The sequence below is a fragment of the Vallitalea maricola genome (assembly GCF_036985595.1).
Lineage (GTDB): Bacteria > Bacillota > Clostridia > Lachnospirales > Vallitaleaceae > Vallitalea > Vallitalea maricola.
Window position 1 is genome coordinate 1 of sequence record NZ_BTPU01000262.1, and the last position, 267, is coordinate 267.

The 267-nt window shown below is 32.6% G+C and carries 1 protein-coding gene; it reads right to left on the reverse strand.

Annotation, left to right across the window (positions count from 1 at the left end):
- Positions 1 to 232 (reverse strand): Mu transposase domain-containing protein (locus AACQ14_RS24035; RefSeq protein ID WP_423248009.1); only part of this gene is annotated, 232 nt, incomplete at its 3' end.
- Between the last annotated feature and the right edge of the window lie 35 nt (positions 233 to 267).

The following is a 267-nucleotide window of genomic DNA, read 5'->3' on the forward strand; positions in this document are numbered from 1 at the left end:
CTATGAAGGTATTAATTTCTTTATCGGATAGATGCTTACAAGCATCCGATTTTAGTATCTCGTGCATATGTCCAAGTTTATAATTGAATCTTTTTTCGCCAATGGGATGACAAACAATAAAATCCTCGTTATAATAAATACAGATGTTACCGTCAGAGGTTTCATTAACATGAACTTTTTTACCAATATATTTAGTAGGGACGGAGTATTTTTTCCCCTTATACTTAATCATGGACTCTTTAGATACGGTATATTCTTTTTGGCGAG